The sequence below is a fragment of the Enterococcus sp. AZ188 genome (assembly GCF_050544075.1).
Classification (GTDB): Bacteria; Bacillota; Bacilli; order Lactobacillales; family Enterococcaceae; genus Enterococcus_D; species Enterococcus_D entomosocium.
This window is the reverse complement of record NZ_CP172943.1, coordinates 3,005,146-3,029,036: the sequence shown is the minus strand read 5'-3', so window position 1 is coordinate 3,029,036 and position 23,891 is coordinate 3,005,146. Positions and strand designations below refer to the sequence as shown.

General features: G+C 42.3%; 21 protein-coding genes. 18 read left to right on the top strand and 3 right to left on the bottom strand.

Going from position 1 to position 23,891, the window contains the following annotated elements:
• Position 1 precedes the first annotated feature (1 nt).
• The 15 genes from IGI86_RS13930 (at position 2) to IGI86_RS13860 (ending at position 18,595) form a co-directional block, all read left to right on the top strand.
• Positions 2-838: a carbohydrate ABC transporter permease gene (locus IGI86_RS13930; protein WP_016612747.1), complete on the top strand. Its 837-nt coding sequence runs from the start codon at positions 2-4 to the stop codon at positions 836-838.
• Positions 825-2,951, top strand: coding sequence for a glycoside hydrolase family 65 protein (locus IGI86_RS13925; RefSeq protein WP_430617462.1), 2,127 nt, complete (start codon positions 825-827; stop codon positions 2,949-2,951). Before IGI86_RS13930 ends, IGI86_RS13925 begins: the two co-directional genes overlap by 14 nt.
• Positions 2,952-2,954: 3 nt before the next feature.
• Positions 2,955-3,980, top strand: coding sequence for a LacI family DNA-binding transcriptional regulator (locus IGI86_RS13920; protein ID WP_005234088.1), 1,026 nt, complete (start codon positions 2,955-2,957; stop codon positions 3,978-3,980).
• Positions 3,981-4,224: 244 nt separating this feature from the next.
• Entirely contained in the window at positions 4,225-6,105 is a 1,881-nt protein-coding gene (locus IGI86_RS13915) for a BglG family transcription antiterminator (protein WP_430617461.1), read from the top strand.
• A gap of 3 nt (positions 6,106-6,108) precedes the next feature.
• Positions 6,109-6,894: a tyrosine-protein phosphatase gene (locus tag IGI86_RS13910; RefSeq protein ID WP_430617460.1), complete on the top strand. Its 786-nt coding sequence runs from the start codon at positions 6,109-6,111 to the stop codon at positions 6,892-6,894.
• A gap of 15 nt (positions 6,895-6,909) precedes the next feature.
• Positions 6,910-8,175 carry a PTS sugar transporter subunit IIC gene (locus IGI86_RS13905; RefSeq protein WP_430617459.1) on the top strand — a complete coding sequence of 422 codons (1,266 nt, stop codon included), beginning with the start codon at positions 6,910-6,912 and terminating at the stop codon, positions 8,173-8,175.
• Between the two features lie 28 nt (positions 8,176-8,203).
• Positions 8,204-8,503 carry a PTS sugar transporter subunit IIB gene (locus IGI86_RS13900; RefSeq protein WP_034872120.1) on the top strand — a complete coding sequence of 100 codons (300 nt, stop codon included), beginning with the start codon at positions 8,204-8,206 and terminating at the stop codon, positions 8,501-8,503.
• 1 nt (position 8,504) lies between these two features.
• Entirely contained in the window at positions 8,505-8,846 is a 342-nt protein-coding gene (locus IGI86_RS13895) for a PTS lactose/cellobiose transporter subunit IIA (RefSeq protein ID WP_061053195.1), read from the top strand.
• A 156-nt stretch (positions 8,847-9,002) separates the two neighbouring features.
• The gene (locus IGI86_RS13890) at positions 9,003-10,343 is read left to right on the top strand and encodes a hypothetical protein (RefSeq protein WP_430617458.1); all 1,341 of its coding nucleotides are present in this window, start codon (positions 9,003-9,005) and stop codon (positions 10,341-10,343) included.
• 217 nt (positions 10,344-10,560) lie between these two features.
• Entirely contained in the window at positions 10,561-11,925 is a 1,365-nt protein-coding gene (guaD, locus tag IGI86_RS13885) for a guanine deaminase (RefSeq protein WP_430617457.1), read from the top strand.
• Positions 11,926-11,965: 40 nt separating this feature from the next.
• Positions 11,966-13,249, top strand: a complete 1,284-nt coding sequence (locus tag IGI86_RS13880) for a uracil-xanthine permease family protein (protein ID WP_016612741.1) — start codon at positions 11,966-11,968, stop codon at positions 13,247-13,249.
• 328 nt (positions 13,250-13,577) lie between these two features.
• Positions 13,578-14,195 carry a LysM peptidoglycan-binding domain-containing protein gene (locus tag IGI86_RS13875; protein WP_008380639.1) on the top strand — a complete coding sequence of 206 codons (618 nt, stop codon included), beginning with the start codon at positions 13,578-13,580 and terminating at the stop codon, positions 14,193-14,195.
• Between the two features lie 287 nt (positions 14,196-14,482).
• The gene (locus IGI86_RS13870; protein ID WP_034872119.1) at positions 14,483-14,869 is read left to right on the top strand and encodes an MmcQ/YjbR family DNA-binding protein; all 387 of its coding nucleotides are present in this window, start codon (positions 14,483-14,485) and stop codon (positions 14,867-14,869) included.
• A gap of 244 nt (positions 14,870-15,113) precedes the next feature.
• Positions 15,114-16,823, top strand: coding sequence for an ABC transporter ATP-binding protein (locus tag IGI86_RS13865; protein WP_005234099.1), 1,710 nt, complete (start codon positions 15,114-15,116; stop codon positions 16,821-16,823).
• 2 nt (positions 16,824-16,825) lie between these two features.
• A complete protein-coding gene (locus IGI86_RS13860) occupies positions 16,826-18,595 on the top strand; it encodes an ABC transporter ATP-binding protein (RefSeq protein ID WP_005234100.1) in 1,770 nt (589 codons plus the stop codon).
• A 208-nt stretch (positions 18,596-18,803) separates the two neighbouring features.
• Here the strand turns inward: IGI86_RS13860 and IGI86_RS13855 are convergent, their stop codons facing one another.
• Positions 18,804-19,121, bottom strand: coding sequence for an RNHCP domain-containing protein (locus IGI86_RS13855; protein ID WP_008380645.1), 318 nt, complete (start codon positions 19,119-19,121; stop codon positions 18,804-18,806).
• A gap of 514 nt (positions 19,122-19,635) precedes the next feature.
• Between IGI86_RS13855 and IGI86_RS13850 the strand changes: the two genes are divergently transcribed.
• A complete protein-coding gene (locus IGI86_RS13850; protein ID WP_008380648.1) occupies positions 19,636-19,953 on the top strand; it encodes a hypothetical protein in 318 nt (105 codons plus the stop codon).
• A gap of 107 nt (positions 19,954-20,060) precedes the next feature.
• Here IGI86_RS13850 and IGI86_RS13845 read toward each other — a convergent pair whose 3' ends face one another.
• The gene (locus tag IGI86_RS13845) at positions 20,061-20,852 is read right to left on the bottom strand and encodes an L-threonylcarbamoyladenylate synthase (protein WP_005234103.1); all 792 of its coding nucleotides are present in this window, start codon (positions 20,850-20,852) and stop codon (positions 20,061-20,063) included.
• Positions 20,853-21,177: 325 nt separating this feature from the next.
• Between IGI86_RS13845 and IGI86_RS13840 the strand changes: the two genes are divergently transcribed.
• The gene (locus IGI86_RS13840) at positions 21,178-22,098 is read left to right on the top strand and encodes a cation transporter (protein WP_061053192.1); all 921 of its coding nucleotides are present in this window, start codon (positions 21,178-21,180) and stop codon (positions 22,096-22,098) included.
• A 58-nt stretch (positions 22,099-22,156) separates the two neighbouring features.
• Complete coding sequence (locus tag IGI86_RS13835; protein WP_061053191.1) at positions 22,157-22,993, top strand: YitT family protein; 837 nt, start codon at positions 22,157-22,159, stop codon at positions 22,991-22,993.
• A gap of 97 nt (positions 22,994-23,090) precedes the next feature.
• Here the strand turns inward: IGI86_RS13835 and IGI86_RS13830 are convergent, their stop codons facing one another.
• Entirely contained in the window at positions 23,091-23,759 is a 669-nt protein-coding gene (locus IGI86_RS13830) for a GntR family transcriptional regulator (protein WP_005234106.1), read from the bottom strand.
• Between the last annotated feature and the right edge of the window lie 132 nt (positions 23,760-23,891).

Here is a 23,891-nt window from a genome sequence, read left to right as displayed (position 1 = left end):
CGTGAGAGGAAAAGAGAAAACAAAAATTTTAAAGATCTTGCTCTATACGATCTTGATTCTTTATGCAGTACTGACCTTTTATCCTTTTGTCTGGGCAATTGCTGCATCTTTCAAACCCTATAGAGAAATTGTTTCTGGGGATATGAGTTTGATCCCCAATGAGTTTACTTTAGACAATTTTCGATATGTCTTGGGGCGCTCTTCTTTGTTTATGCGCTGGTTTCTAAACTCCGTGATTATATCCGTTATTGGAACGACCATCAATATTTTATTAAATACGATGGCAGGTTATGCCTTAGCAAGATTAAATTTTCCGGGGCGTGAACGAATTTACTATGGGTTTTTGGCATTGATGATGGTGCCAGCTCAGGTTTTGTTGATTCCAAATTACTTAATCTTGATGAATCTAGGAATGTTAGATAGTTTTTCAGCGTTGATTTTACCAGCTGCGATCAACATCGGGAATATCTTTATGATGCGTCAATTCTTTTTATCTTTTCCAAAAGATGTGGAAGAAGCTGCGGCAATCGATGGTCTCGGCAGATTTCAAACATTCTTTCGTATCGTGATGCCATTAGCAAAACCATCCATCGCAACACAAGCTGTCTTTATTTTTATGGGCTTTTGGAACGAATTCATGAAACCAATGCTCTATTTGACCACGCCAAGTAAATATACTTTGACTCTAGGGTTGCAGACTTTCCAAAGTCGAAATGGTGGTGTACGATGGGATCAGACGATGGCGGCAAGTGTGATCACGATCATTCCCATTGTGATCATTTACTTGCTGTTCAACAAATATTTCTTACAAGGAGTGCGAATGGATGGCGAAAAATGATTCATTTAAAGTAAGAGCACAGGAACTTTCTCATCAAACCCCTGAATACTTAGAAACATTGTTTGCAGTTGGCAATGGTCAAATTGGCGTGCGTGCAGGTCACCCCTTAAAAGTCAATGAGCTTTACGAGGGAAACCCAGGCTCCTTTGTTAATGGTTTTTTTGATAGTGAGACGATCCAATATGGTGAATGGGCATACGGCTATGCCAAAGAGCATCAGACGATCATCAAGCTGCCGAATCTAAGAGGCGTACGTTTACAGATTGGTGACGAGGACTCTAGTGCTTCAGAATGGCAAGTAAAGCCTATACAAATGACTTTGGATTTGGAAAAAGGCGTGTTGGATGAATCCTATAAAGTAGTAACGCCACTAGGTAAAACTTTTGAATTGGTGATGCAGTCGTTTGCCTCTGTGACACGAAGTGAACTTTACGTCTGTCAGTATCAAATTAAGAACACCAATTTCTCAGAGCCAATTTCCATAACACATCCGTTAGAACAAAAAGCAGCAATTGTTCAAACAGATGATCCTCGGGTTGCCAGTAAAGCACATCACTTACGAAAAGCTGATTATCAGGATTATGCGATTTGGACTGCTGAAAATAGTCAACGAAGTATAGCAATTCGAGTGATCAATGGCGAAAAGCAAGTACAAGCAGAGGAAACGCTTACGACGGTTTTCCAAATGAAACTACTTGAAGATAATCAAAATCACGAAACACCTTTTAACCAAGAGTTAGCCGATTTTGAAGTTCTCTTGCAAGAGCAGCAACAAAGTTATCAGCAATTTTGGGCGGCAAGTGATATCCAAATCGAAGGAGATCCAGTTCTTCAAAAAGGCATTCGGTTCAATTTGTTTCATTTGAATCAAGGTGCGGGGCGAGACGGCAGAACAAATTTCGCAGCCAAAGGATTGACTGGCGAGGGATATGAAGGGCATTACTTCTGGGATACGGAAATGTATCTGTTGCCATTTTTTATTTTCACGAACCCTGAAATAGCCAAGGCATTGCTTTCCTATCGCGGGAAGATCTTGCCGCAAGCCAAACAACGGGCGCAGGAGCTAAGCCAAGAGGGTGCTTTGTTTGCTTGGCGAACAATTGATGGAAATGAGACGAGTGCTTATTATCCAGCGGGAACTGCCCAAGTCCATATCAATGCGGATATCGTTTATGCATTCCAATTGTATGAACGAGTGACTGGCGACCAGGCATTCATCGAAACGGTTGGCAGTGAAGTTGTTTTTGAAACGGCGAAATTCTGGTTGAGCTATGGCGATCTAGTAGAAAAAGAGGGCAAACTTGCCTTTTGCATCAATGGAGTGACTGGACCTGATGAGTACAGTGCCCTTGTTAATAATAATTTTTATACGAATAAAATGGTTCAAAATAATCTATATTATGCCATTGAGTTAGCACAGCGGTATGGTAAATACCAAGAAACAATTAGTGCTTGGCAGCAAGCAGCCGACTTAATGTACTTTGGTTACGATGAACAGCGAGGGATTACGAAGCAAGACGATGGATTCTTAGAACAAGCAGTCTGGCCATTTGAAACTACACCTGCTGAAAAGTATCCTCTCCTGCTGCATTATCATCCAATGGTCATCTACAAATATCAAGTCTGTAAGCAAGCCGATACGGTTTTGGCCCAAATGCTCTATACAGGAGACTTCAGTCTTGAGCAATTAAAAAAAGATTATGACTATTACGAACAAGTGACGACGCATGATTCCTCCTTGTCTCGTTCTATTTTTAGCGTGATGGCGAGTCGAATTGGGGATTCTGAAAAAGCCTATCGTTATTTTATGGATACGGCTTTGATGGATTTAACGGATCTCCAAAAAAATGTTGTCGATGGCATTCACGCAGCAAATATGGGGGGAAGTTGGCTGAGCTTGATTTACGGTTTTGCAGGGTTGTATTACGATCAAGGCCTGCGATTAGCGAATCATTTGCCACAGAAAATAAAAGAACTAAAATTTACGCTCTTTTATCAAGGAGAACCTGTTAAAATCAGTTTAAAGGATCGCGATATTGACTGTCAGTTAGCGGAGACAACCCAATTGTTCGCTACGAAGACTGATGGTTGTATTTGGATAAAGGAGAGATAGCAAATGCGAACAACGATTCGCGATGTGGCAAAGGCAGCCGGTGTATCAATAGCGACTGTATCCAAAGTTTTTAACGGGTATAGTGATATCAACCAACAAACCAAGCAAGAAATTTTAAAAATAGCGAAAGAATTAGACTATTCCCCAAACATGGCAGCAAGGACACTGTCTTCGAAGAAACAACAAACCATCGCCTTGATTTTAAATGAGTTGAATTTCAACCGAAAATCAACGATGCCTTTGGAAGTGTTGAATGGGGTCTATCGTTATACGGATCAGTCAGATTTTGAGTTTGTCTTTTATGGGACAAGTACTGAGAAACAAAAGCAAAAGACGTTTAGTCAGTTCTGCAATGAGCACAATATCACTGGTGTAGTGATCCAAGGGTTAAAAACCACCGATCCTTACTACCAGGAAGTACAGCAAACCTCTTTGCCGACAGTTCTGATTGATATGGAAATCGACAATCCTAAGATCGGCTTGGTTTCGATTGACAATGAAAAAGCGGCGCAAGAAGCTGTGGATTTTTTGATTGCCAATAATCATCGACAAATTGGCATGATCAACGGGAGTCGTGATGCCAATGTCAGTGAACTTAGAGAAAAAGGCTACCGCGCTTCTTTGGCAGCGCATGGCTTGTTAGTGAATGAGTCGTATATCCAGTACGCCAACTATGAAGAAGAAATTGCCTATTTGATTTGTAAAAATCTGTTAGAAAATAATCAAGAAATCACTGCACTGTTCTGTGCTAGTGATATTATGGCAATCGGAGCGATACGAGGAATCAAAGACATGGGCTTGCGGGTTCCTGAAGATATTTCGGTCATCGGGTTCGATGATATTATTTTGGCTAGCTACGTAACGCCTGAATTAACAACCGTTGCCCAAGATATGGAACGAATCGGTTATGAAGCAGCTGAATTACTAGCAGACATCATCACCAATCAAGCAGAAACGAGCCATCGAAAAATTAGTCCCCATCAATTAAAAGTGCGACAGTCGGTAGAGAAAATCAGCGAGGTTCGCTAAATAAAAAAGACATGACCTTCATTGAGTGAAGATCATGTCTTTTTTTGTGGAGAAGAAAACTCAAACAAATTGGTCGGTCATATGTGGCAACAACAAAGTGAAAGTCACGACCATTCGTTTTTTTCATAAGAAGCAAAGCACAAGGCAAGCAACTTCTTGTAGAAATTTCCCTTAATGAAAGGGAAGATATACCTATGGAGGTTGCTTGGGTTTGACTCTAAACTAGTAAGCGAGGGAGAGAGAGATGGAAAAATTAAGCCTATTGTTGTTAAGAACACTTTCGGAGCATGACGGTTTTATGACGAGTAAAGCGGCTGCTGCCGAGTTGGGTGTTAGCAGAAAAACCGTTCGCCGTTATGCAGAAGAAATCAACCAGCATCAAGAACGATACGGTTGTATGATTCAAGCGAAAAAAGGGAGTGGGTTGTATTTACAAATAACGAACGAAGAAGCTTTTCAGCGAAGGAAAGAACAAGCGTCCCACAATGACGACTTTGTTTCTAGAATTATTGAATTCTTTATTCAAGAAGAAACGTATATTAAATCCGAAATGCTTTGCGAACGCTTATTCATTTCTCAGAGTAAGCTATCTCAAGAATTGAAAAAGCTGCGACGGATACTAAGCCATTACCAGCTATCCATTCAAACGAAGCCGTATTACGGAATGAAACTTAGCGGTAGCGAATTTGACTTGAGACGGTTTATGGCTAGTAATTATTTGCAAAGAACCCATATCAAGCAGTTAGAAGAGGGCACAATCAGCGAAGATACACCGTCGCTTCTTCACCAGCAGATAAAAGCGATCGTTTCGTCGGAGTTTTCGCAAAAAGCCTACCCCATGTCGGAGGCTATTTTGAACAATCTGGTGAATCATTTAGCGATCGCTGTCTTACGCATGCAAAGCGGCCGCTACTTAGATCGAAACCTACCGATCAGCGGCAGGACCAATGATGAGCAGACATTACTAGGAGAGCGAATCATCGCCAGAATTGAAAAAGAGTGTGCTGTACATTTTACCGAATACGAGCGAAATTATGTTTTAGGGCAAATCGTTGGCAAACGAGTAGTCCCTAGAAATGAAAAGATGACTGTTTCAGATGAAGCAGCAGAATTGGTCAGCAAAATTTTAAAAGCGATCAAGGAAAGCCGCCAAATCGATTTCAGTAAGGACTTGGATCTGCAAACGATGTTGATGTTGCACTTTGCTCCGCTGATCGATCGGATCGAATTGGGGATCGAGCTGAAAAATCCTTTGTTGAATGAGGTGAAGGTACACTGTAATGTCGCTTATGATTTAGCCATTATTGCCGGTCAAGTCATTGCAAAGCAATTTGAAAAGACCGTCAGTGATCATGAACTCAGCTATTTGGCGATGCACTTTGATGTGGCTTTAAATAAGAAAGATTCGCAAACACAGCGCAAGTATATTTTAGTGGTCAATGACCTCGGCCGAGCGGCCAATACCTTCCTTAAAGAGAAATTTGAGTTTTATTTTCGCAATTATATCAAGAAAGTCACGGTATGCAATCCTTATGAATTTTTGCAAATGATCGAAGAGCAGGAGTTCGATTTTATCTTTTCTTCGATTCCACTTCCTTACGAAGGAACGATTCCTGTTATGAATGTTGATTATTTTATGCAACCGGATATGATCAAAAAGATCGAAGCCGCATTGGCCGCTATCTTCACAGAAGAAGTGCTTTTGAACTACTTTAAGGAATCGTTATTCATCTGTGAACAAGAATTTGAAACAAAAGAAGCGGTGTTGCATTTTTTATGCCAACAAATCAAAGAACAGTATTCAATGCCTGAGAATTTTGAAACGTTGGTTTTTGAACGAGAAGCCTTTTTTGGAACCGATTTCTTGCCGTCAGTCGCTTTCCCTCATCCCAATGCGCTGATTGGTGCAGAAACGGTGATTGCCGTTGCAAACTTGAAAAAGCCAGTGTTCTGGTACAAACAGACGGTTCGTCTCGTTTTCTTATTAGTGATTGCTGAACAAGATCACTTAAAAGTGAAACCGCTGAATGATCATTTGATCAAACAATGTTCTTCGTTGGATAAAGTAAACAAACTAGCTGCGACAACGGACTTTATGACGTTCATTAATTATTTAAAGGAGTAGTGTATGACAAATGAAAAAGTAACCTTAGAAGGTGCGTATAATTTTCGCGATTTTGGCGGCTATCGGACCAAAGAGGGCAAATACGTAGTGACTGGAAAACTATATCGCTCAGACGAATTGAGCAAATTGACAGAAGCCGATCAGAAAAAATTAGCAGCTCTGGGAATTGAGAAAATTATTGACTACCGCAATGCCCAAGAAAGAGCAGACAATGAAGACAAACCCATTGGGAATGCTCAGATACTTTATTTGACGCCAATTGCTGATATTGCTGCTTTAGCTTCTTCAGAAGAAGGGGAGCCAATGGCGCTTTCTGCAGAAAAAATCACCGCCGAAGTTGCAAAAGAATTGATGATTCGGCAAAATTATGAATTTGTTGAAAACAGTCAATGCAAGACCGTTTTCAAAGAAGTATTGGCCATTCATTTGGAAGCTGAAGGTGCAGTGGTTCAGCACTGCCGTGGTGGCAAAGACCGCACCGGGTATGGCGTTGCCCTGATTCAGTTACTGTTGGGTGTCAGTTATGAAGAGGTCATGGAAGATTACCTGCTGACCAACGAGTACAAAAGGGAGAAAAATACCAAGAGTCTCAAGCAGATACAAGAAGAAACGAACAACCCCGATTTTGTGGCAGCAATGCGATACTTCAAAGAAGCTGATCGGTGTTTTTTACAAACCGCTTTGGATTTGATTGAGGCTCATGGGGGGATTGAAACATATGTAAAAGAAGAACTGGGTTTTTCACAGCAGAAAATCCAGCTACTTAAAGATGAATACTTGCGGGATTAAGTGAAGGAGGACCTTATGAATACACTGAAAGATAAAATACTAGCTGCAGCCGTTCAAGTACAAAACAATATTTATATGAAAGCCATTGCCAATGCAATGATGGGCTTAATGCCCGTCATGATGATCAGTTCCATTGCCTCCTTGATCAATGCGATCGACATTGGGGCAACGCAACAGATAATGGAACAAATTGGTTTGAAAGCATTATTAACCCAAGTCAACGCGATGACGATCGATGTCGTTTCCGTTTATGTCGCCTTTCTAGTTGGCTATAAATTAGCCGAGCATTTAAATGCGGATCAACTAAATGCCGGTATCATGAGTTTGGTATCATTTTTGATCTTGAGTCCGATTTCGACTTTAGAAGAAACCCGTACGATGGAGTTGTCGACCCTTGGCTCCGGTGGGATGTTTGTCGCCATGTTTGGCGGATTGTTGGGTGCCAGAATTTACATTTTATGTGTACAGAAGAATTTGATGATCAAAATGCCGGATTCGGTACCGCCGATCGTCAACAAATCCTTTGCAGCGATCGTGCCAGCAATTATTGTTTCAGCCATTATGGGCATCATTTACGTGGGTATGGCGGCAACTCCTTACGGCACGCTGACAGATATGATCTATACTTGGGTACAAGCTCCATTGACCTTATTAGGAGCGAATATTTTTGCTTGTATGATCATTGTGGCGTTTATCGAATTTCTTTGGTTCTTTGGCATTCACGGAGTGTTGGCTGTTTATCCGATCTTGATGTTGGTCTTTTACCAACCAGGGCTTGATAATCTGGCGGCGTACAGTGCCGGCCAAGCATTACCACATCTGTTTACGATTGGGTTTATTTTGAACAATCGCGGGGCTCGTTCATTTGCAGTCGCTTTACTGGCTATTTTTGGCTGCAAATCAGAGCAACTAAAAGCTGTTGGTAAAATTGGATTGATCCCTTCCATGTTTGGTATTTCTGAGCCAATCAAATTTGGGATTCCTCAGGTGATGAATATCAGAATGCTGCTTCCCTTGATGTTAACACCGGCTGTTTCCGTGTTGTCAGCATATCTCTTAACAATTGTCGGCTTTTTGCCTTACCACAATGGAGTCAATATCCCAACTGGCTTTCCGATTATTTTCGGTGGCTTCTTAGTGAATGGCTGGCAAGGGATCATTGCACAATTGATCCAATTTGTCTTATGTATCATCATCTACATCCCTTTTATGCGTCTGCAAGACAAAGCAGCACTAGCTGAAGAAAAGAATCTGCAAGCCCAAGCGGCAGTCGTTGAGTAACAAATAACGAGAAAATGGAGGAAAAATGATGAAAAAAATAGTGTTAGTTTGCGCTGGCGGCATGTCTACTGGCGTCTTAGTAAATAATATGAAGAAAGCAGCGCAAGAAAAAGGAGAAGCGGTGGCGATCGATGCGTTCTCCATTGAATCTGTCACGACTGCAGCAAAAGATGCTGATTGCGTACTGTTAGGACCGCAAGTTTCTTACCGATTAAATGAAGTCCAAGGCTTAGTTGCTTGTCCAGCAGCCAGTATCGACATGCGCACCTATGGCATGATGGATGGAAAAAAAGCATTGGAACAAGCACTTGAACTAATAGGAGAGTAGAATGGAAGAAAAAGAACAAATTTGTTTTCAGATTATCTCGCAAGCGGGTATGGCAAGAAGTTGCTTTTTTGAAAGTATTCAAAAAGGAAGAGAAGCCCAGAATCTGGCTGCACTGCAAGCAATCGAAAAAGGAAAAGAACACTATCATGAAGCCCATTTGGCACATCGGAAGTTAGTTCAACAAGAAGCTCAAGGGGACAAAGTTTGGATGTCCTTACTATTAAGTCATGCGGAAGATCTTTTGATGAGCGCAGACATCATGAGTGAGCTTGCAAAAGAGTTTCAAGGGTTGTATGAAGAAATTCAGGCAATTAAGCAAACGATTCAGTCTACTGGCTCCTAGCCGAAAATCGCAATAAGAAAAAGAAACGAAGTGTCAGTCTTTTGACAATACACTTGGTTTCTTTTTGCTTAAATTTGGCACGCAAGTTGACAGGATTGCTTGAAAGTGTAGGATAGAAGAAAGATGGAACTTTAAATCAAGGCAAGGAGTCGGACGATGAAAGTTTTAAAATCCCATACCGCACTTTTGATCATCAGCAATACGATCACGATCATCCCGTATCTTTATTTCTTATCTTTGAGCAAAGAGCAGTCGCTAAGTGCAGCATTAGCCTTTGCGCTCTTTTATACCTTTCGCATGACAGGGGTCTTTTTCTTACAGACGCTTACGGCGCTTTTTGCACCATCATTGTTAGCAGCCAGTGTCTTGATCGGCGGCGCCGGCGCATTGGTAGGTATCTTGAGCACTTGGTGGAGCGTGGCACTCTTGCCAGCTGCTGGTTTGTTGGGGATCAGTGCTTCTTGGCTGCCGCCAGCTGATCTGATGGTACGACAAAAAGCCAAGCTCACTGAACAGCCGCTGAAAAATGATTGGAAGGAGGCGCTGTTCTTTCTTTTTGTTTTACTGTTTGCCTTACGGTTGCCTGATGACCTTCAAGGCGTTGGCCTATTTGGCAGTTATTTTGCACTCTTTGTGCTGGCAGCTAAGAGTAGTCAAACCTTCAACAACCTCCCAAAAAGACCGTTGATGCAGCGCAACCAGTTATTCAACAAGCAGTTTTTGTTGTATTTCTTTTTCTTTCTCTTACTGTTTGGCTTGCGAGCAGCCAGGCTGATCAAGTCGAATGCCCTGTTTGAGTGGGCGATTACTGGCTTCTTGTTTCTCTTTGCTTTGCTGCTGATCACTTTAACGAAACGCAGCCGCTCGTGGAAACAGCCGCTTCACTTGAACATCCTCACCTTTATTCGGGGAGTGATCGGTAACTTTCTTTTTCTTTTCGGCTCGGTCTATGTTACCGGTCGATTTGGGGCACAAGCGCTTAGTACTCACGTTTACTTGCCTTATGCACTGGGCCTTTTTGGCGCAATGTTTCTCGGAGGAAAACTCGCACGCTTGCTAGAAAAACAGTTAGTACCGGCGTATTTGCTTGGATTGATGGTTGGTGTTCTTCTATTTAGCAGCGATCTTTTGATCCCAATAAGTTTATTTGTCATTAGTTTCTTTAATGCGGGATTGAATCAATGGCTCACGAAACAGTATTTGGCGGCAAAACCGGAAGCAATTGAACAGCAGAGCTTGGCCAAGTATGCCACACAAAGCAAAGGGAGTCTGGTACATCAATTTCTTTTGATGACACTCCTATTTATTATTCTTCGTTTTGAACATCAGCCGCTGGCTTTCTTGTTTCAGCTATCAGGAACGACGGCAACGAATCAGACCTCAAGGATCCAAAGCTTTTTAGAGCCAGCAAAATGGGGCTCGATTGCAGGAGTACTCTGTTTGCTAGTAGGTGGACTGGTGGTATTTTATCGGCAACTAAAGAAAACAAAAGTATAAGCGTCGTTAACTGACACTGTCTTATTTCTAGACGGTGTCTTTTTTTGAAATCGCATAAAAACCGAACATTTATCGTTTTATCTTTCTTTATGATAGTGAATTTTATTGCACTATTTTCGAATAGCGTTAAAATAAGAACATCGTGTTAGTGAAAAAGGAACATTAAATGAACGGCTTTTTCCTGACAATGTCTTAGAGAACGGGGGAAATCAAACAAATGGCAACCATTCACTATTTTAAAGGAGATGTTTTCCATACGCCAACTGATGGAAAACTAGAATATATAGAAGAAGCTTTGATTCAAGTCGATGACGCAGGGATCATCGTAAAAGTGACTGCTAAAACAGATCAAGGGTATGAGTCAGAGCTGGCGAAAGCATCAGAGAATCTGCAGGCATTATCTGCAGGCCAGTGTTTTTTACCTGGGTTTGTTGATCTGCATGTCCATGCACCGCAATGGCCGCAAGCAGGGATCGCGTTAGATGAACCGTTAAATGTCTGGTTAGATGAATGCACGTTTCCGCTGGAGGCAAAATATGCCGATCCAGCATTTGCCAAAGCTGTCTATCAGGATTTGGTGGCACAGTTGTTGGCAAGAGGAACGACAACGGTTCTTTATTTTGCAACGATCCATCTAGAAGCGAGCCTTCAATTGGCGAAGATTTGTGCCGCTCTTGGTCAACGGGGATTAGTCGGAAAAGTCGTTATGGACGATCCTCAAGCCAATCCTGCTTTTTATCGGGACGCATCAACAGAAGAGGCATTAGCGGATACAGAACGTTTTATTCAAGAAGTACAAGCAATCGCAAAGACCGCACCTCAAGGCGTTTATCCTGTGGTTACTCCGCGATTTGTCCCGAGCTGTACCGATGAAGGCTTGGCAGGGTTAGGCGCATTGGCTCAAAAATATGATGTCCATGTTCAGACCCACTGCAGTGAAGGGCAATGGGAACATGACTTTGTTCAAGAGCGATTTGGCAAAACGGATACCGAAGTGCTGCAAGATTTCGGCTTGTTGCGAGAAAAAGCAGTGATGGCTCATGGCAATTTCATCAGCCCAGCTGACGGCGCCCGTTTTGTCGAAAGCGGCGCCGCAGTTGCGCACTGTCCCATCTCAAATGCCTACTTTGCCAATGGTGTGATCCCAATCAAGCGCTTGAAAGAGCAAGGGGTCACGATTGGTTTAGGAACGGATATCTCCGGCGGTTTTTCACCGAGTTTGTATGACAACATCAAACAAGCTGTGATGTCTTCGAGAATGTTAGAAGATGGCGTGGATGTCACGCTTCCTCAAAACACACGAGGAGTAGCCGATTCTCGTATATCCGTGATCGATGCGTTCTCATTGGCGACAAAAGGCGGCGGTGAGGCACTGAAATTACCAGTAGGTGTCATCAAAGAAGGGTATGCGTTTGATGTGCAAGTGATCGATACGCGACAAAAAGAAAATCCTTTGCCTGACTTCGGTGTGTTCACCTCACCCGAAGCAAGATTACAAAAAATCCTGTACTTAGCAACGATGCAAAATATTCGCCAAGTCTGGGTCCAAGGAACAAAAGTACACGAAAAACGAGGAGAATGAGACAGTGGAATCAACGAAAAATAAACATTTAACGATCGGAATGAATGAAGACATTCCCTTTGGTCAAGCAGTACTTTTAGGGTTGCAGCATGTGTTGGCAATGGACGTGTATGTGCCGCCATTTATTATCGCAACGGCGGTGGCGATGTCCTCTTCAGATGCATCAGGTTTGATCCAATCGACCTTTTTAGGAGCAGGGATCGCTTCTTTGATCCAAGTCCTCTTTTTCTTGAAATTACCCGTATGTCAAGGGCCATCCTTTGTCCCCGTTGGAGCGATCATCGGTATTTATTTTGGTGCCAACGGCATGGACACGGTGTTAGGAGCCAGCATCGTTGGTGCCGCAGCAGTCATTTTACTAGGTTTTACGGGCATTTATAAGTATATCGTTCGTCATTTTATTCCTACGATCGTCAGTGGAACGATCATTATGATCGTTGGGTTGACATTGCTGCCAACGGCCTTTACCAGCAATATCTATCCTGCCACTGAAACACTAAGTGCCAATCAAAACATGTTGTTGGCTGCGATTACTGCGGCGATTTTGATTTTGTTTTCCATGTTAGGCGATTATTTTCCGGGAATGGGAAAATACTTCCGAATCAGTTCGGTCATTATTGCTTTGGTTATCGGTACCGTGATTGCTTCCTTTATGGGGGGCGTTGATTTTCAGTCGGTGGCGGATGCTTCTTTCTTTAGTCTGCCAAAACTGGTATTTCTAAACTATGGCCTGCACTTTGATGTTTCAGCGATCTTAACGATGCTAGTGATCTATATGGTGCTCCTAGCAGAAACAACAGGTACTTGGTATGCGGTCAGTTCCGTGACAGAAGAACCTGTTACGGATGAACAGATCAATAAAGGCGTGATCGGCGAAGGATTAGGCTGCTTGGTTGCCGCCTTAGTAGGAACGACACCTGTAACTGGTTATTCTACCAATGCAGGGATCATTTCGATCACCGGGGTTGCTAGTAAAAAAGTCTTTGTGATGGCGTCCGTCTGGTTTATCCTATTGTCCTTCATGGGAAAACTTTCAGCCTTGATTCACGCAGTACCTTCTGCTGTCATCGGCGGCGTGTTCGCGGTCGTCTGTGTCATTATTTTGTTGAGCGGCTTTCGGGTCATTAAGAATGAAGAGTTTTCCGAGCGTGAGTTGTATATTATCGGGGTACCATTGATTATTGCCATCGGCTTGTTGTTTATGCCAGCAGAAATCAAAGAATCTGCGCCTCAATTCTTACAATATTTATTAGATTCACCTATTGCTTTAAGCGCTATTGCGGCGATCGTCATGAATAAATTGATCCCAGTGAAGAAAAAATAGGAAGTAAATGAGGAATGAGACCTTGTCTCGTTCCTTCTTTTGTTACAAATCTGTGTAAAAAGAGGGTTTTTTGTAATATAGGAAAGGTTTTCTAAGGTTAACTGGTTTACCTAGAAACAAAATAACTGTAATGTTAAAAATTACAGCAGAGAAAAGCTTGATATGATAGTCTTTTTCAATTCTTACGAAACGTAAGGCAACTGTCGTTTTCGTAATCATCTGTAATGATTTCTTTACCTATGAAATATTCTTCGGTGTTAGACTTGTTTATGCGCTTGAGTCATCTCAAATGACGCAAAATGAGTTTCAAAGAAGGAGATTTAATTATATGAAGTCTTTAAAAACTGTTTTACTTAGTACAGCTGTCCTTGCCGGTTTCGGCCTTTTCTTAGGTGGGAAAGACGCCTTTGCAGACGAACAATACACTGTTCAATCTGGTGATACATTATCAACAATCGCTACTAACTTTTACGGTTATAGCTCTGATGATACGATCAATGCGATCGTTGAAGCAAACGAGATTGCTGATAAAAACTTGATTTTTGTTGGGGAAGCATTGATCATCCCTACAGATGGCACTGCCACTTATACAGAATCTGCAAACACGACTGCTGCAGCAAGTGTACAACAACCAAGTGAACCAGCAGCTTCACAATCAAGCAACACACAATCTGCTGCTGCAAGCACACAAAGCAGCTCAAGCTACAGCTCTTCAGCTAGCGGCTCAGAAGCTTCAGCAAAAGAATGGATCGCAAACAAAGAATCTGGTGGTTCTTACACAGCGACAAACGGACAATACTACGGCCGTTACCAATTAACCAACTCTTACTTAAATGGTGACTATTCAGCTGCTAACCAAGAAAAGGTTGCCGATGAATATGTTGCATCACGTTATGGTTCTTGGTCTGCTGCCAAAGCATTCTGGGAAGCAAATGGTTGGTACTAAGATTCTAAAATGAATCTTGTCCATGACATCTAGTAATCAATTGCCCTTATTGGCGAGTACATCTTACTCGCTGATAAGGGTTTTTTTGTATCTTCTGAGAGAGATGAATGAATGTAACGCCGCATGCAACTCTCAAGAGTCATTTTCAGGCAACATGCCATTGATAAAAAATCCCTTTTTACACGGCAACCATGTATAATAGTAGGAAATAGAGCAGAAAGCGATTCAATCTGTCAAAATTGAGACAGAAAATGACGGTTTTGATAGTAGAAAGTGAGGGAAACACAATGAGTACATCGATTGAAGAAAAAATTGCACAAAAAATGCAGCGATTTCAAGCATTTGGGGAAGGCTTGCCGGGAGCCAAAGTCTATTACCGCGAAGATTGGGATGCAATCTACTTTGATTTAGTAGGAAAACAGTTTGGGATCATGAGTCCGCAAGCAGAAGAAACAGCATTTTTGACTTTGAAAAATCTGCCCGAGGTCAACGAAACGCTGCGAGAGCAATTTCCTGACGTCATCATTCCGGGGTATTATGCCAATAAGACCCATTGGAATACCATCAAGTTGGCATCTGATGCCTTGATGGAAGAAAACATCGAACAAATGATTTTGGTTTCCTACGATCTAGTCAAACAAAAACTGACAAAAAAACAAAAAAGTGAGCTGTAAAACAGCGAATCGTAAGTCAAAGATTTAGCGCCAGAAAATAAGGAAGACCCTCTTGAGGATCATCATAATCCCTTTATTATTCGTTATTTTCGCCAACATTTATGCAATATTTTCAAAGAGCTTTCATGAAAGCTCTTTTTGTTTTATTTGTTCGCTTGTTTCTAGTCGTGATCCATGGTAAATTGTTGTGCAACCGAAATTTTTTGGCAGTCTTTTCTGCTAAACACAAAGGAGTGGTACGTATATGGATCTGGTCTTACGCCATGTCAAAAAGTACAAAGCGGCAACCAGCATTGCCTTATTATCGGTCATTTTAATGGTCGTTGCTGCATTATGGCAGCCAAAGCTCTTGCAGCAAGTGCTAGAATCAATTATTACCGAAAACAATGATGAAATGAAAAAAATTGGTGTGCAGTTGATTGGGCTAGCATTGCTAGGCCTTGTTGCAGGGATCATCAACACGGTTTTTTCTGCGAAAGTGGCGCAAGGCGTTAGTGCCGATATTCGGGAAGAGATGTTTCGGAAAATCCAGACATTCTCATTTGGAAATATCGAAACCTTCTCAGCGGGAAATCTTGTGGTGCGCTTGACCAATGACATCACGCAAATTCAAAACTTAGTGATGATCTCGCTACAATCGTTGTTTCGGATCCCGTTCTTATTTATCGGTGCCTTCATTTTGGCGATGACAACCATGCCGCAACTGTGGTGGATCATCGTCTTACTGATTATCGCTGTCCTAGTGATTACGGCACTATCCTTTACACGGATGGGCAAACACTTTATGATCATCCAGAACTTGATCGACAAAATCAATGGGATTGCCAAAGAAAATTTGATGGGGATTCGTGTGGTGAAATCTTTTGTTCAAGAAGACAACCAACTGCAAGGCTTTTCTAAAGTCAGTGAAACGTTAACGAAGCATAATATTATTGTAGGAACCCTGTTCTCTGTAATGATCCCCTCCTTTATGCTGGCGGCCAACTTAGCAGTGGTCGGCGCGATTTTCTTTGTCAGTGATCTAGCGAAAGATGACCCAACTTTGATTGGGGGAATTGCCTCATTCATGAATTATTTGATGCAAATTATGATGGCGATCATTATCGGCGGCATGATGATGATGATGACTTCACGGGCTGCAGTTTCGCTAAAACGGATCAAAGAGATTCTAGATACCGAACCGGATCTGCAATACCAAGATGTCCCAGAACAAGAATTGTCTGGAAGTGTCGCTTTTGAAAACGTCAGCTTCCGTTACCCTGGGGATGAAAAAAATGCCCTAACGGCTATCAGTTTTACCATCAAACCTGGCGAAATGATTGGGATCGTAGGAGCGACTGGTGCCGGCAAATCAACACTGGCGCAACTGATTCCCCGTTTGTTTGACCCAACAGAAGGTGTCGTGCGGGTTGGCGGTGTTGACTTGAAAGAAGTCAATGAACAAAGCTTGCGTAAAACGGTCGCTTTTGTCTTGCAAAAAGCGATCCTCTTTTCAGGAACGATTGCCCAAAACTTGCGGCAAGGGAAAAAAGATGCCTCAGAGTCTGAGATGTCTCGCGCAACAGAAATCGCTCAAGCCAGCGAATTTATTCAAAAATTGACAGCGGGTTTTGAAGCGCCGGTCTCCGAGCGCAGCAGCAATTTTTCTGGAGGACAAAAGCAACGCTTATCGATTTCTCGAGGCGTGATCGGTGAACCGAAAATTTTGATTTTGGATGATAGTACGAGTGCATTAGATGCTCGTTCGGAAAAATTGGTTCGCGAAGCGTTTGAAAAACAATTAAAAGACACGACAACAATCATTATCGCGCAAAAGATTGCCTCTGTTGTGAAAGCCGACCGCATCTTCGTTTTAGATAATGGACGTTTGGTTGGTGAAGGAAGCCATGAATTTTTAGCCAATAACAATGCCATCTATCAAGAAATCTTCGCAACACAGAAAGGAGAGGAGTAACCATGACAGATTTGTTCAAAGCGAGTAAATTTTTCTACCATTACTTAAAACAATACAAGTGGTCGTTTCTATTCATTTTTGTGACGGTGATTCTGGCAACGTATCTGCAAGTACAAGCGCCAGTCTTTATCGGAGAAGCGTTCCAGGAATTGGCGAATTATGTTGGCGGTTTGATGCAAGGGGTCGATGATAAATCGGCTTTTCTATCGATCATTTGGAAACTGTTGATTTTTTATGTCTTAGCCAGTGCAGCTAATTTTGTCTATAGTATCTTGTTCACGCAAGTGGTGGGGAAATCAACCAACAGAATGCGGATCGGTTTATTTAATAAACTGGAAAAATTGACGATCAAATTCTTTGATTCTCATCAAGACGGTGATATTTTGAGCCGTTTCACCAGTGACTTGGATAACATCCAAAACAGTCTGAACCAAGCATTGTTGCAAGTGCTGACCAATGTAGTCTTAATGGTGGGGATCTTGATCATGATGTTCCGTCAAAACGTTGAATTGGCATGGGCAACGATTGCTTCTACCCCGATTGCGGTGTTGATCGCGGTGATCGTGATCCAAAAAGCCCGCAAATATGTCGATCTGCAGCAAGATGAAGTCGGAAAATTAAACGGCTATATCGATGAAAAAATCAGTGGTCAACGAATCATCATCACCAATGGACTGCAAGAAGAAACCATCGATGGTTTTCTGGTCCACAACCAACAAGTCCGGGAAGCTACCTACAAAGGGCAAGTCTACTCTGGGCTGCTTTTCCCCTTGATGCAAGGGATGTCCTTGTTGAACACGGCAATCGTGATTTTCTTTGGTGGCTGGTTAGCATTGAACGGTGACTTAGAACGTTCCGTTGCTTTAGGATTAGTTGTGACCTTTGTCCAGTATTCGCAGCAGTATTACCAACCATTGATGCAGATCTCTTCTGGTTACAGCATGATTCAGTTGGCGATCACCGGTGCGCGCAGAATCAATGAAATGTTTGATGAACCTGATGAGGTCAAACCAAAAGACGGGATCAAAGTGAAGGGCATCAAAGAGGCGGTTGCTTTGAATCATGTGGACTTTGGGTATGACAGTCAAAAATTGGTCCTAAAAGATGTGTCGATCACGGTCAACAAAGGCGAAATGGTCGCATTGGTCGGACCGACTGGTTCAGGAAAAACGACCATCATGAACTTGTTGAATCGCTTCTATGATGTGAATGGTGGTTCTGTGACCTTTGACGGCATCGACATCCGGGAGCTAGACTTGGATCTGCTGCGTTCTCAAGTGGGAATCGTTTTGCAAGAATCCGTGCTGTTCTCAGGGACGATTCGTGAAAACATTGCTTTTGGGAAACCAGAAGCGACTGAAGCCGAAGTCATTGCAGCAGCGAAACAAGCCAATATCCATGAGTTTGTTATGACGTTGGAAAAAGGCTATGACACGGAGATCACCGAAGAGAACAATCTTTTCAGTACTGGTCAAAAACAATTGATGAGTATTGCCCGAACGATTTTGACCAATCCAGAATTGTTGATTTTGGATGAAGCCACCAGTAATGTTGATACCGTGACCGAAGCGAAAATTCAACGAGCAATGGATGAAGCAATCAAAGGACGAACCAGTTTTGTGATCGCCCATCGCTTGAAGACGATTTTGAATGCCGATCGCATCGTTGTCTTAAAGGACGGCGAAGTCATTGAAGAAGGCAATCACCATCAATTGGTGGCGGCTGACGGCTTTTATGCGGAACTGTATCACAATCAATTCGTTTTTGAATAAGCGCAAACCAACGTAAAATCATCAAGAAGACACTAGCAGGACAGCCCGCTGATTTCGTCAACCAATCGACGAGACAGCGAGCTGTTTTTTTTAGGTTAAAGTAAGCACTTCTTATGACGACAATGTCTATGAGCAGTTAGTGGTATAAGGGGGCCGTTGTTCTGATTACCAAAAAAGACCAGCCTGAAGCATGGTCTTCTTTGGCTGTTTAGTGATACGCAGCGGTTTGAGCTAACCACTCAATAAAATGGTCAGGCTGTTGCGTATCCTGTGCCACGATATTCCACTGCTGGTTTTTGCAGCGAGTGCATTGATGCAGCAGCTGATAGCCTTTTTTGGAATGTTGGCGATAATCGATGGGTCGCATCAGGCCATGGCAAGTATTTTGACGATCACCTGGGCGAATATCCACGTGTAACGAGTAGAGACACTGGGGACAATGGTTGCGGTAAGAACCATTGGTCAAGGGTGCCACAGGCGTACTGCAGTTTTTACAAACAAAGGTCGTATTTTCACCTTTTCTCATTTTGCTTTCCTCCAAAAGAATGATTTCTTTTGAGAGAAAAGGGTTCCGTTCGTTCTTCATCAGGCTTCTTTGGCTAGGGACACATTCACCGTCCGTAACGATTACTTCTGCTTCCAGCTTCATGCGATTTCGCAATCCGTACCACGCTTAGTTTTTTCGTTTTGTGCTAAGCACTGTGTTGCGGCAGCCCACAACCCAGCAGTAAGTGTAGTCCAAAGTCACTGTCATTGGCGTCGTCCCCTAGAAAGCAATTGAGGAATGCTTTTTCATAGAGTCCCTCCTATGTGTTTATGAGGGGATTATAGCAGAAATAGAGTTGGAATTCTATGACAGAGAAAACCTGATCGTAATTTATCTCCTTTTTTATCTTTAAAAACAACAAAATGTAGATTATAATGCTATTTTATGACAAAATGTTCGTATGTAGGTTTCGCTCAATTTTATTTTGGTCACTGAAGAAGAGACACGGAATCACAAAATGGAGGAAGGATGACCTAACGAAAGGAGAACAAAAATGTTTGGTACGAACAAGAAATCTGAAAATTCGAATGGCACACAAGGCAAGAAACGAAAAAAGCGTTTGACTGTAGAAGACCTGATCAACCAGTATATTGTAGAAAAAGAGGTTCATGAATTGAGTGAGGAACTGTCTGTTCAGATCTTTAATGACTTATCTGCACACCGAATACATTTCATGGAGATCCCCAACCTTAGTTACAAAAATCTCGGAGCAGCTATCCAAATCGACCAAAACTGGATTAAAATCAAGCAACAAGATACGATCATCAAACAACAGGCACAGATCATTCAGCTTTTGAAAGAAACACGATAGAAGAAAAGTATTTTTTTCTATTGAAAAACCGAAGAACGAGCTGAGCGTTTTTCCTTGAATAGGAGGGCCGTTAGCTGGTTCTTCGGTTCTTTGTTGACGATGAAAGATTAATAATACTCCCCGTGGCGATAGTCCCATGAGTTGAAGTGATCAGAAAGGTACATTTGGATTTTTTCAACATCGAGTCCTTTACGGATCAAGACAGGTGCGGGAGTGATGGAGCGTTGGTCTCCTTGCTCTGGAATCAAGTTACCGTCTTTATCAACGAAAGAAACCATGACTCCTTGTTCGTAGCGGGTTTCCAGCGTTTTGTCTGGTTGGATCGATGCAACATAGTCGTTGCCTTCAATGATTAGATCGGCTTCTTGCGCGATTTGTTCGCCGATCCCTTCAACAAGTCCGCGGTTTCCTTTGCCTGAAGGGTTCGCTGAGCTGGCGAAAAGCAATTTCTTTTTTTGATCCCAAAGTTCTTTTGAGATCTGCTCACCAGGGACACCGAATTTGATCACGAAACAGCTGGTTCCCCGAACGTCCGTCATCAATTCTTCTGAACCATCTTTTGGGATATAGGCTTTTCCTGATTCTTTCCAAGGCAAAATCGCACCGAATAACACGTCATTGTTCCAACACGTTTCATAAACGGCGGCGGTTTCCGCATTTAATTCGGCTAATTCATGTAGCTGCTCCAATGAGCTGCAAAGAACGACACCTGGTTTGTTACGCTTGCGATTCTTTGCTGAAAACTTGCGTTCCAGCCCTTTTTTATCAGAGACGGCAATGATATAGCCGACTTTGGTTGGGCAGACGATCACTTTGCCTTCTTCATTCAAATAGTTGATCGCTCGTTGGTTTGGTTCTCCTGTCCATGGGACTTGTTTTGCTTCATTCACTCTCTTCATCCTCCCTGTCTTCCAATGAATCGCCGTTATGAAAAATATAACGGAATATTCTGAAAATTCTGATTGAATATGGTTACCCTTGATGATAAGGGAATCAATCCGCGTAGTCAAGGGGATTTACACCAGAATGTAAAAAGAGTGGAATAGAAAGATCGAATATGCATCACTTGAGAATAGAGTGAATGATTGACAGCAATACTATTTTTTTCCGCTTTGTATGAAAAAATTGACTGTTTTTTATGTTATTTATATGGGAAGATAGGCTTATAGATAGAAGAATGCAATCAAATTGATAGTTTCTTTGAAAAAAAGAAAGAGGAGTATCATGAGTGAAAAGAAAAAAATACGCAAGCTTTTGCTGGCATCGATTGTCGCTGGGAGTATCTATGGCGGCGGTGCCTTGCTTTTTGGGTTACTGGTCAGTTATAACGTCCTCTTGTTAGATGGTGTTTATACATTGATTGGTGCAGTGATGTCACTGATTGCTTTGTATGTGGCAAAATATATCCAAGCCCAAGACTTTGAACGTTTCCCATTCGGCAAAGAAGCGTTGATGCCGTTGGTTGTTTTTATTCAATATAGTATCATCTTGCTGATCTCAATTTATGGAGTCATTGAATCTGCTTTTAGTTTATTACACGTCAGTGATGGCATGATTGATCCAATCGGTTTGTATTTCTCGCTGATTGGTACGATCTACTGTTTCTCTTTTTACTTGTACTTAAAAAAGAAACCACTGACTCATCCCTTTTACTGGGTAGAACTAGAACAATGGCGTTTCGGCTTTTTCTTTAGTCTGGGTGTCGTCGGTTCATTTCTTGTGTCATGGCTGATTCAAGCCAGTCCCTATGGAAATTTCGCGATGTATGTCGACCCAATCATCTCCATCGGGATCACCTTGTTCTTTATTCAGCTTTCGATTAAAGAGTTGAAAGCGGCCATTCTGGAATTGACTTCTTCAACTCCGAAAGAAGAACTACGAGAGTCCATCATGACGATCGTTGAAAAAGAACTGCGCGCAGAAGAATTGGTGGACTTTGTGTTACGTACCGCCAAAGTCGGCAATCAAGTCATTGTGGAATTAGATGTGGTGATTTTACCTGCAACACCTCTCGATACAGTTGGGCGGCAAGATCCCTTGCGAGAACGATTGAATCAAGCAATCAGCCAACAGATTTCCGGTTATTCCCTCTGGCTAAACATAAATTTTGTCGGTGACATCAAATGGGCGTATAGTGAGGAGTAAGAATGGCTGCAAAGCGGCTTGAATAAACCGTGAATATGACAGAGAAAAGAGGAAACAAATGACAATTCTGAAAACCTATGGAAAAATCACCGCAGCACTTTTCTTGTTAGCGGCAAGCATCAATTTATTTTTAGGCCCGCATCATGTGGCAGCTGGCGGTGTCAGCGGAATCGGTATTTTATTAGAGTCAGCCCTCGGTTGGGATCGAGCGGCTGTGATCATGGTCTTGAATATTCTCATGCTTATTCTTGCCTATGCCTTTTTAGGGAAGGGGCCTTTTTTGAAAGTCCTCTATGGTAGTTTTGCTTTTCCAGTAGCAATTGCTTTAGTCCCAGAATATATGGTGGCTGAAGATCGGCTGCTTTCCGTGATATTTGGCAGTGCGATTTTTGCTTTAGGAGTAGCGATTTTGTACAAAAATCAATCTTCTAGCGGTGGTACAACGATTCCACCGCTGATTTTCAAGAAATACTTTAATTTGAATCCAGCGATTGGCTTGCTGGCGACCGATGCGATCGTGGTCTCCATGAACTTGTTCGTTTTCGGGTTTGAAGAGTTCTTGTTTGCGATATTATCGATCGTGATCACCTCTGGTGTGATGACCTACATTGAAACGGGCTTTAACCGGAAGAAATCCATCATGATCTTAAGTGAGAACCACGTGAACGAGATTCGAGAAGCAGTCTTTGATAAAACAGCTCGTGGTGCCACACTATTGGCTGCCCAAGGCGGCTACCAGCAAGCAGACAAACAAGTACTGTTGATCGTGGCCAGCGACCAAGAATTTATGCAGATCAGACAAATCACTGAGACCATTGACCCAAAAGCGTTTGTGATCGTCAATAATGTCTCAGAAGTACTGGGCCAAGGCTTTAGTTATCACCCAATCGAATGAGCGTATTCTCGCTTGTTCAGCGTATGAAACCACCCTCGTCAAGTAGGCAATCTACTCGACGAGGGTGGTTTTTAAGGTCCATGATTTTCAAATAGCTTTACTCCGTAAAGTAATCGGGAAAGGCCTTTTCCACAAAAATCAAATCGTTATCAATGACATCAATGTGTTGTCCGACCAAGGGAGCAATTTTGGCTTGGTCTTTTTCTTTTAAAGTGGCTAAGATTTCTTCGTGATCCCGCAAAATAATTTCCCAAGACAATTCCTCCACCTCTAAACGTAAGAAGCGGAAGCGATTTAAAGGCAGATTGATCGTTTGTAGCCAATTCCAGACATTTTCTTTGTCGGCGATTTTATAAATCAACTGATGGAAGGCCTCGTCGAGTTGGAAAAACTCGATTTCATCCTTCAATTGTGCATAGGTCCGCTGCAAAATAACGAGTTTTTCTAGTTCTTTCAGCTGCTCTTCTGTAATGGCTTGGCAGGCCGCTACGAATACTTCTTTTTCAAGCGTCTCTCTGACAAAACGAGCTTCTTCAATTTGTTTGATACTGATTTTAGAAATATAGGTGCCGCTTTGGGGAACGACATGGATCAGTGCTTCACGGCGCAGACGAATAATTGCTTCACGGATCGGCGTCCTGCCAATGGTTAGCCGTTGCTCCAATTCCTTTTCAGATATTTTTTGACCGGGAATCAGTTTGGCGGTTAAAATCAACTCTTTGATTGATTCATAAGCTTGTGATTGAAAATTTGTAGGGTTCAACATAAACGCTTCTTTCTGTATCAGGCATTCAATTACCTTCTAAAGAAAAACTCTGAAGGAAGGTGCCTAGGGATAGTTTTGAGTAATAAAACTAGTATATAAGTTGAATAACCTTTTGTAAAGGCTTGCAATTCA

Coding starts and splice junctions, on each gene's coding strand:
- IGI86_RS13925 (WP_430617462.1), top strand. CDS start 825: ATGGCGAAAAATGATTCATTTAAAGTAAGAGCACAGGAACTTTCTCAT.
- IGI86_RS13920 (WP_005234088.1), top strand. CDS start 2,955: ATGCGAACAACGATTCGCGATGTGGCAAAGGCAGCCGGTGTATCAATA.
- IGI86_RS13915 (WP_430617461.1), top strand. CDS start 4,225: ATGGAAAAATTAAGCCTATTGTTGTTAAGAACACTTTCGGAGCATGAC.
- IGI86_RS13910 (WP_430617460.1), top strand. CDS start 6,109: ATGACAAATGAAAAAGTAACCTTAGAAGGTGCGTATAATTTTCGCGAT.
- IGI86_RS13905 (WP_430617459.1), top strand. CDS start 6,910: ATGAATACACTGAAAGATAAAATACTAGCTGCAGCCGTTCAAGTACAA.
- IGI86_RS13900 (WP_034872120.1), top strand. CDS start 8,204: ATGAAAAAAATAGTGTTAGTTTGCGCTGGCGGCATGTCTACTGGCGTC.
- IGI86_RS13895 (WP_061053195.1), top strand. CDS start 8,505: ATGGAAGAAAAAGAACAAATTTGTTTTCAGATTATCTCGCAAGCGGGT.
- IGI86_RS13890 (WP_430617458.1), top strand. CDS start 9,003: ATGAAAGTTTTAAAATCCCATACCGCACTTTTGATCATCAGCAATACG.
- guaD (WP_430617457.1), top strand. CDS start 10,561: ATGGCAACCATTCACTATTTTAAAGGAGATGTTTTCCATACGCCAACT.
- IGI86_RS13880 (WP_016612741.1), top strand. CDS start 11,966: ATGAATGAAGACATTCCCTTTGGTCAAGCAGTACTTTTAGGGTTGCAG.
- IGI86_RS13875 (WP_008380639.1), top strand. CDS start 13,578: ATGAAGTCTTTAAAAACTGTTTTACTTAGTACAGCTGTCCTTGCCGGT.
- IGI86_RS13870 (WP_034872119.1), top strand. CDS start 14,483: ATGAGTACATCGATTGAAGAAAAAATTGCACAAAAAATGCAGCGATTT.
- IGI86_RS13865 (WP_005234099.1), top strand. CDS start 15,114: ATGGATCTGGTCTTACGCCATGTCAAAAAGTACAAAGCGGCAACCAGC.
- IGI86_RS13860 (WP_005234100.1), top strand. CDS start 16,826: ATGACAGATTTGTTCAAAGCGAGTAAATTTTTCTACCATTACTTAAAA.
- IGI86_RS13855 (WP_008380645.1), bottom strand. CDS start 19,121: ATGAGAAAAGGTGAAAATACGACCTTTGTTTGTAAAAACTGCAGTACG.
- IGI86_RS13850 (WP_008380648.1), top strand. CDS start 19,636: ATGTTTGGTACGAACAAGAAATCTGAAAATTCGAATGGCACACAAGGC.
- IGI86_RS13845 (WP_005234103.1), bottom strand. CDS start 20,852: ATGAAGAGAGTGAATGAAGCAAAACAAGTCCCATGGACAGGAGAACCA.
- IGI86_RS13840 (WP_061053192.1), top strand. CDS start 21,178: ATGAGTGAAAAGAAAAAAATACGCAAGCTTTTGCTGGCATCGATTGTC.
- IGI86_RS13835 (WP_061053191.1), top strand. CDS start 22,157: ATGACAATTCTGAAAACCTATGGAAAAATCACCGCAGCACTTTTCTTG.
- IGI86_RS13830 (WP_005234106.1), bottom strand. CDS start 23,759: ATGTTGAACCCTACAAATTTTCAATCACAAGCTTATGAATCAATCAAA.